Annotated in this window: 6 protein-coding genes and 10 tRNA genes (1 of these 16 only partly in view); all 16 read right to left on the bottom strand. The window is 47.6% G+C overall.

The features are described 5' to 3' along the window. A tRNA-Gln gene (locus EL268_RS00080) sits at nt 1-27 on the bottom strand (it extends 48 nt beyond the left edge of the window). Nucleotides 28-45: 18 nt separating this feature from the next. Further along, nucleotides 46-130, bottom strand: a tRNA-Tyr gene (locus EL268_RS00075). Nucleotides 131-177: 47 nt separating this feature from the next. Further along, nucleotides 178-253: transfer RNA gene (locus tag EL268_RS00070), tRNA-Thr, on the bottom strand. Nucleotides 254-267: 14 nt separating this feature from the next. Continuing rightward, nucleotides 268-343 (bottom strand) — tRNA-Phe (locus EL268_RS00065). Between the two features lie 35 nt (nt 344-378). After that, nucleotides 379-455: transfer RNA gene (locus EL268_RS00060), tRNA-Asp, on the bottom strand. Between the two features lie 25 nt (nt 456-480). Beyond that, nucleotides 481-556, bottom strand: a tRNA-Val gene (locus tag EL268_RS00055). A 38-nt stretch (nt 557-594) separates the two neighbouring features. Then, nucleotides 595-668, bottom strand: a tRNA-Glu gene (locus EL268_RS00050). 7 nt (nt 669-675) lie between these two features. Further along, nucleotides 676-751, bottom strand: a tRNA-Asn gene (locus EL268_RS00045). A 17-nt stretch (nt 752-768) separates the two neighbouring features. Beyond that, nucleotides 769-844 (bottom strand) — tRNA-Ala (locus EL268_RS00040). A gap of 44 nt (nt 845-888) precedes the next feature. Next, nucleotides 889-965: transfer RNA gene (locus tag EL268_RS00035), tRNA-Ile, on the bottom strand. A gap of 219 nt (nt 966-1,184) precedes the next feature. Further along, entirely contained in the window at nt 1,185-3,110 is a 1,926-nt protein-coding gene (gene gyrB / locus EL268_RS00030; RefSeq protein WP_106656934.1) for a DNA topoisomerase (ATP-hydrolyzing) subunit B, read from the bottom strand. After that, entirely contained in the window at nt 3,110-3,397 is a 288-nt protein-coding gene (gene remB, locus EL268_RS00025; RefSeq protein WP_007720118.1) for an extracellular matrix regulator RemB, read from the bottom strand. The genes gyrB and remB overlap by 1 nt, the downstream gene beginning before the upstream one ends. 11 nt (nt 3,398-3,408) lie before the next feature. Next, nucleotides 3,409-4,527, bottom strand: a complete 1,119-nt coding sequence (gene recF / locus EL268_RS00020; RefSeq protein WP_012683787.1) for a DNA replication/repair protein RecF — start codon at nt 4,525-4,527, stop codon at nt 3,409-3,411. Between the two features lie 16 nt (nt 4,528-4,543). Further along, complete coding sequence (yaaA, locus tag EL268_RS00015; protein WP_012683786.1) at nt 4,544-4,759, bottom strand: S4 domain-containing protein YaaA; 216 nt, start codon at nt 4,757-4,759, stop codon at nt 4,544-4,546. Between the two features lie 32 nt (nt 4,760-4,791). Then, nucleotides 4,792-5,931 carry a DNA polymerase III subunit beta gene (dnaN, locus tag EL268_RS00010; RefSeq protein WP_088910124.1) on the bottom strand — a complete coding sequence of 380 codons (1,140 nt, stop codon included), beginning with the start codon at nt 5,929-5,931 and terminating at the stop codon, nt 4,792-4,794. A gap of 207 nt (nt 5,932-6,138) precedes the next feature. Continuing rightward, the gene (dnaA, locus tag EL268_RS00005; RefSeq protein WP_017246844.1) at nt 6,139-7,500 is read right to left on the bottom strand and encodes a chromosomal replication initiator protein DnaA; all 1,362 of its coding nucleotides are present in this window, start codon (nt 7,498-7,500) and stop codon (nt 6,139-6,141) included.

Genomic DNA, 7,500 nt, shown 5'->3' with positions numbered 1-7,500 from the left:
GTTGCCTTACCGCTTGGCTATACCCCAATAGCCATGAAGTAAAGATGGTGGGGAGAGACGGATTCGAACCGCCGAACCCGGAGGGAGCAGATTTACAGTCTGCCGTGTTTAGCCACTTCACTATCTCCCCAAGCTTGTCCTTTAAAAGTAAACCTTATTCAACTTTCAAAGAAAAAGTGGTGCCGGCAATAGGACTTGAACCCACAACCCCCTGATTACAAGTCAGGTGCTCTACCAATTGAGCTATACCGGCGTGTTTTGTATAAATGGTGGCTCGGGACGGAATCGAACCGCCGACACGAGGATTTTCAGTCCTCTGCTCTACCGACTGAGCTACCGAGCCTCAAGCGTAATTATTTCGCCATCGCTTGAGAAAAATGGCGGAGCTGACGGGACTCGAACCCGCGACCTCCGGTGTGACAGACCGGCGTGAACTCCAACTTCACCACAGCTCCATGTAAAACATTCAGTTGTTAAAAGTGGTGGAGGCTGACGGGATCGAACCGCCGACCCTCTGCTTGTAAGGCAGATGCTCTCCCAGCTGAGCTAAGCCTCCACAATCCCCCCGCTATTTCATTGGGGGCATTTGCTAGGTGACCCGTAGGGGATTCGAACCCCTGAATGACAGCGTGAAAGGCTGCTGTGTTAAACCGCTTCACCAACGGGCCATTTGAATGGCTCCTCGGGACGGACTCGAACCGCCGACCGATCGGTTAACAGCCGATTGCTCTACCAACTGAGCTACCGAGGAATAATCATATTTTAGAATGGTGGAGCTGAACGGGATCGAACCGATGACCTCCTGCTTGCAAGGCAGGCGCTCTCCCAACTGAGCTACAGCCCCATTCTAGCACTTTCATGACACGGTTGTCATATCAGCTATGTAAGTGGTGGGCCTAGGCTGACTCGAACAGCCGACCTCACGCTTATCAGGCGTGCGCTCTAACCAACTGAGCTATAGGCCCGTGATTACTTCCGGAACTTTAATCTATCACACTTTTAAATTCATTGCAATAGAAAATTTGATTTTTTTTATTGCGTGGGTGAACTTTTTTTGTGAATTACTAGTTCAACAAAAGCACAATCTATTATAAGTCATGTTCATCGTATATTTCAAATGGTGTTTTCAAATTTTCATTAAGAAAAAGCTTGCCCGGTAAAGGACAAGCTTTTCTTCGTTCCAATTAAATATCAAGATCGCGTACATTTGCCGCGTATTGTTCAATAAACTCCCTGCGAGGCTCTACTTCGTCTCCCATCAGTGTCTCAAACACCATATCGGCATCCATAGCATCCTGGAGATCTACCTGAAGCAACGTACGGACTTCTGGGTCCATCGTAGTCTCCCACAATTGATCCGCGTTCATCTCGCCAAGTCCTTTATAGCGTTGGACGTTAGGCTTCGGTTGAGCCTTCAAGGTAGCGAGTACCTCATCACGCTGCTTGTCGGTATAAGCATAATGCAGCGTCTTCCCTTGCTTGATGCTGTAGAGAGGCGGCTGCGCAATATAAATATACCCCGCTTCAATCAACTGTTTCATGTAGCGGAAGAAGAACGTCAGCAGAAGCGTACGAATATGCGATCCGTCGACGTCGGCGTCCGTCATAATGACAACTTTGTGGTAGCGTGCCTTTGTAATATCAAAATCTTCGCCAACACCCGTCCCCAAAGCCGTAATAATGGCACGGATCTCGTTATTGCCGAGAATTTTGTCCAGACGTGCTTTTTCTACGTTCAATACCTTCCCGCGAAGAGGAAGAATGGCTTGGAAATGACGGTCGCGTCCCATCTTCGCAGAACCGCCCGCAGAGTCACCCTCTACAATGAACAGTTCAGATTCGGATGCGTCCTTGGAAGAGCAGTCCGCCAGTTTACCCGGCAAAGCACTTACTTCCAGTGCACTCTTGCGACGAGTCATTTCACGTGCTTTACGAGCTGCCTCACGGGCACGAGATGCCATGAGGGCTTTTTCCACAACTTTTTTGGCTACACCCGGGTTTTCTTCCATAAAGGTGTTAAAACGGTCACCGAAGACAGACTCGGTAATGCTACGAGCTTCTGAGTTGCCCAGCTTCGTTTTTGTTTGTCCTTCAAACTGAGGCTCTTGAATTTTTACGGAGATAATCGCAGTAATGCCTTCACGCACATCGTCCCCGGAAAGATTCGGATCCTTTTCCTTCAGGAAGTTAAACTTGCGGCTGTAGTCGTTGATAACACGTGTAAGAGCCGTTTTAAATCCGGTTTCGTGGGTACCACCCTCATGCGTGTTGATGTTATTGGCAAAAGAGTAAATGTTGCTCACATAGCTGTCGTTGTACTGAAGGGCAACCTCCACGACAAGACCTTCTTTTTCTCCTTCGCAATAAATCACATCATCATGCAGGGCTTCCCGGTTTTTATTCAAGTATTCTACGAACTGGATGATACCGCCCTCGTAGTGGAAGGACTCTTCCTTCTGCTGATCTGGACGTGTATCCTTCAGCGTGATGCGCAATCCTTTGTTAAGGAACGCCAGCTCGCGAATGCGTTTTTGCAAAATATCGTACTCAAATACAGTTGTTTCGGTAAAAATAGTCGGGTCAGGCTTGAAGGTTACTTTTGTTCCCGTTTCATCGGTCTCACCTATGACAGCAAGATCGGCATCGGGTGCGCCTACAGTAAAGCGCATGTAGTATACCTGGTTATTTTGTTTAACCTCGACTTCCATCCATTCAGATAACGCGTTCACTACCGAGCTACCTACCCCGTGAAGACCGCCGGACACTTTGTACCCGCCACCGCCGAATTTACCACCGGCGTGCAATACAGTCAAAACGGTTTCAACAGTGGATTTCCCGGTCTTTTCATGAATGCCAGTCGGGATTCCTCGACCGTTATCGGTTACAGATACGGAGTTGTCTGGATGAATGACCACCAAGATCTCGTCGCAATAACCGGCCAGCGCCTCGTCAATGGCATTGTCGACAATCTCCCATACCAGGTGATGCAAACCTCGGCTGCTGGTCGACCCGATGTACATGCCGGGACGTTTCCGAACTGCCTCTAACCCTTCCAGTACCTGAATCTGACTCGCATCGTAGTTTGTATCTTTCGTCGTCACTTGATCCACTACTCTGTCAACTCCTCCACTTCAGCTTGTACAAAGGGAAACTGATCCAAGCTGTCCACGAACTGAGCGCGTCGCTTCAGCGTCAGAGAAGAAATAGGTGAACAGTAAATGGCGTTCTGGGTGATTACATAAGACTTCGTTTCTTCCTCGCTATGGTCAACAACTGTCTTACTTTTTTCAAGCAAGAACGCTTTATTGATTTTTGAGGATTTCACAGTCTGATGATCAAGAATGGAAATGACTTCCTTCGTGCTCACCACAGTATCTCCACCAATGTGAATAAACATCCCTGTACCCCCTACCTTTCTCCGGAGATTTTCCCTTCCCTCACGTAAAAACGAGAGGCTTGCTGGAGAACCTGATGCTTTAAGCCTTCCACACCTGTGGTACTTACAAACGTCTGTACTCGATCCTGAATGGTTTCGAGCAGCAATGTTTGCCGATGTTCATCCAACTCTGACAAGACATCATCCAACAAAAGAACGGGGTATTCTCCCACTTCTTCTTTAATCAGCTCAATTTCGGCTAATTTAATGGACAGCGCACTGGTGCGTTGCTGTCCCTGGGAACCATACGTTTGCACATCCATGTTGTTCACTTTAAGTGAAAAATCATCACGGTGTGGCCCAATCAGGGTGCTCCCCCGCATGATTTCCCGGTCGCGAACCTCTTCGTAGGCAGCAAGCATTTTATCTACAGCCTGATCTATCGTCATCTCTTCTGTAACGGGCGATGAGTTTACGTAATGCAGAGAAAGTCTTTCCCTGCCATCGGTAATGCCGGTGTGGATTTCCTGTGCCCACGTCTCCAGCTTCCGAATGAACTCAAAACGCTTCCGTAACAATTTTACCGCTAAATCGGCTAATTGGGTATTCCAAATTGCCAGCATTTCCAGCGAGTTACTTTTTTTCATGGCTAAATCCTTTAAAAGCTGATTTCGCTGGGCCAGTACTTTGTTGTAATTGCTCAAATAATAAAGATACGTAGGTGAAACCTGACCGATTTCCATATCGATGAAGCGTCTGCGCTGGGCAGGTGCGCCTTTGACAATGGAAAGATCCTCGGGTGCAAACATGACGACATTCAATGCCCCCACATAAGCGCTCAGCTTCTGCTGTTCCATTCCGTTGATTTTGGCCCGCTTTCCCTTGGTTGTCAACTGCAGCTCTAAACGAACAGAACCGTAGCGACGAAGAACATCGCTACGGATCGTGGCATAATCGGCATCCCAGGAAATCAGCTCCTTGTCGCGGGGCGTTCGGTGGGATTTGGCGAGTGCCAAAACATAGATCGATTCGAGAGCATTCGTTTTCCCTTGAGCGTTGTTGCCAATAAACAACTGAATGGGACCGTCAAACGACAGGGACATCGTTTCGTAGTTGCGATAATTGGTTAGCGACAGGTTCTTGAGAAACAAGAATCACGCTCTCCTCTCAGGGGCGTACCACTTGATAGCGACCATAGCCTTCAATCGCCACTTCATCGCCAGGATATAGCTTGCGTCCACGTCTGTTGTCCAGCTCTCCATTGATCTGGATCGGAACCTCAGCCAAAAAAGCTTTGGCCATTCCCCCCGTGTCAATGATTTCAGCCAGCTTCAAAAATTGGCCGAGAGCAATATAGTCTGTGCTAATGGAAACCTCACGCATGGCTTGGCTCCTTTCTTTTACGTAAAAACAAATTAGTACGTACGAACCGGCAAAATCAAATGGAGCATCCAATCATGATCGGTCGGACGAATCACAAATGGACTCATCGGGCCGCTAAAGCTCGCTTTGATTTCCGCGCTATCGATTGCACGCAGCGCATCGATCATGTATTTGGCGTTGAAGGAAATTTTCAGTTCTTCGCCATTCATTGCTTTTGGCATCAAAATGTCCGTTACTTTCCCGATCTCAGGTGCATTGGACGTAATTTCGACGGTTCCATCAGGCATCGTGACGAGCTTGACTACGTTCGATTTTCCTTCGCGGCTCAGCAAGGAAGCGCGCTCGATAGATTGCAAAAACTCCTTGGTGCTGACAGTAATCTCCGTTTTGCTTCCTTGTGGAATAATTCTGGTCGTGTCCGGATAAGTTCCTTCCAAGAGACGGGAATAGAACAGGATATGCTTGGACTTCACCAAAATTTGATTGTCAGCAACAACGATATCCGCGAGATTTTGGTCGTCATCTAATATCTTTACCAATTCATTGCAGCTTTTACCCGGAACAACCACGTTATGGAAAGAAAGATCCTCTGGGCATTCGACCATAGCGGTACGGCTTGCCAAGCGATGGCTGTCGGTTGCCACAAAACGCAATTTTCCTTGATCAAGCGACCACATCAAACCGGTCAAGATCGGACGCATTTCGGAAGTGGAAACACCAAAAACAGTCTGACGAATCATTGCCTTCAGTAAATCACAGGGAACACTGAAGACTTTATCTTCTTCCAGATGCGGCAGCTGCGGATATTCGCTGGCATCCATTCCGTTAATGGTGAACTCAGCTTGTCCGGAACGAATTTTGGTTGCGAGACGATCATCGACTTGAATATCGATTTCATTGCTTGGCAGCTTGCGCACGATTTCGCTGAAAATACGTGCAGTCAACACAATGCTACCAGGTTGATGTACCGTTACTCCCCATTCTCCCGCTTCTTCCAGCGGAATCTGAACTTCAATAGACACATCAGAATCGCTTGCTGTCAGTGTCAAACCTTCATCATCCGTTTTGATTTTAATCCCGGTCAAAATTGGAATCGTAGTTCTGCTAGAAACTGCTTTGCTAACATGCGATACGGCGTTCGACAGCTTTTCACGCTGAACGGTAATATGCATCGACGTGAGCCTCCCTCTCCGGCGCCATTATTTTTGGTTGGAATCTGCATAATGGCTGCGCCTTTATCATAACTTATTAGGATAAATCTTTTTAACAGAAGTAGTAATAGGGCCTGTGGATTTGTGGATATGTGGGTCCATTACGTAAAAGAGAGCCTATACACATGTGGGTAAGTTGTGTATAGGCTTTTTGCGTTATGCACAGGTTTAATGGTTTGCTTTTAACTTTTCAATGAGCGACTGAATGGTTGTTTGCATATGAGGGTCATTTGCCAGCGCACGAGAGATTTTCTCATGGGCATGGATGACTGTCGTATGGTCACGGCCGCCAAATTCATCACCGATTTTCGGCAAGGAGGCATCCGTCAGCTCTCTGGAGAGATACATCGCAATCTGACGTGGGAAAGCGACGGTTTTTGTCCGTTTTTTCGCCTTGAAATCTTCGAGTTTCAGGCTGAACGCTTCTCCGACCGTTCGTTGGATGTCCATAATGGTAATCACGCGTGGGCGGGAGGAAGGAATAATGTCTTTCAGAGCTTCCGCTGCCAGCTGCGTGTCGATATCACGATTAATCAAGGAGGAGTAGGCAACGACACGAATCAGTGCGCCTTCCAGCTCGCGGATGTTGCTGTCGATCTGGTTGGCGATGTACGCCATTACCTCATTAGGGATATCGAGATTTTCTGCTTTCGCCTTTTTGCGCAAAATCGCAATCCGCGTTTCGAGGTCTGGCGGCTGAATATCAGTAATCAGTCCCCATTCGAAGCGTGAGCGGAGGCGATCCTCCAGTGTCGGGATCTCCTTGGGAGGTCGATCGGAGGAGATAATGATTTGTTTGCTTTCTTCATGCAAAGCATTGAACGTATGGAAAAACTCTTCTTGTGTCGATTCTTTGCCTGCCAAAAACTGAATGTCATCAATTAAAAGAACGTCAACACTCCGGTATTTATTGCGGAATTCGACGGCTTTGTTGTCACGAATAGAGTTGATGAATTCATTGGTGAATTTCTCAGACGACAAATAGACCACTTTCGCCGATGGGTTGTGCTGAATGACATAATGGCCAATTGCATGCATTAAGTGGGTTTTGCCAAGTCCGACTCCTCCGTAAATGAAGAGGGGATTGTAAGCTTTTGCAGGAGCTTCAGCAACCGCAAGCGATGCGGCGTGAGCGAATCGATTCCCTGAGCCGATGACAAACGTGTCAAAGGTGTATTTGGGATTTAAGATACTGGGTGGCTGGTCATCCGCGACTGTTGGCGGTTCGCTCATTTTCACCCGTGGGGCAGGTTGTTCATCGGCAAAAGCCGCATCAGGATTTTGCATCGCGACGAACTTTACTTTCATATTGATACCCGTCACTTCATATAGTGTATCGGTAATCAGTTGTGCGTACCTAGTTTCTAGCCAATCACGAGCAAAGTCGTTTGGTGCGACGACGATCAGTGCATCCTCTTCTAATGTAGTTGCCTTTGTCGCCTTCAGCCAGGTATCAAAACTGGGTTTGCTTAGCGATTTTTCTATCTTGGCGAGTACTTTGCGCCATAGTTCGCTAATCGCTGCATCCAA

Origin of the sequence: Brevibacillus brevis (genome assembly GCF_900637055.1) — a bacterium.
In the GTDB taxonomy this organism is placed as follows: Bacteria; Bacillota; Bacilli; order Brevibacillales; family Brevibacillaceae; genus Brevibacillus; species Brevibacillus brevis.
This window is presented reverse-complemented; position numbering and strand designations above follow the sequence as displayed.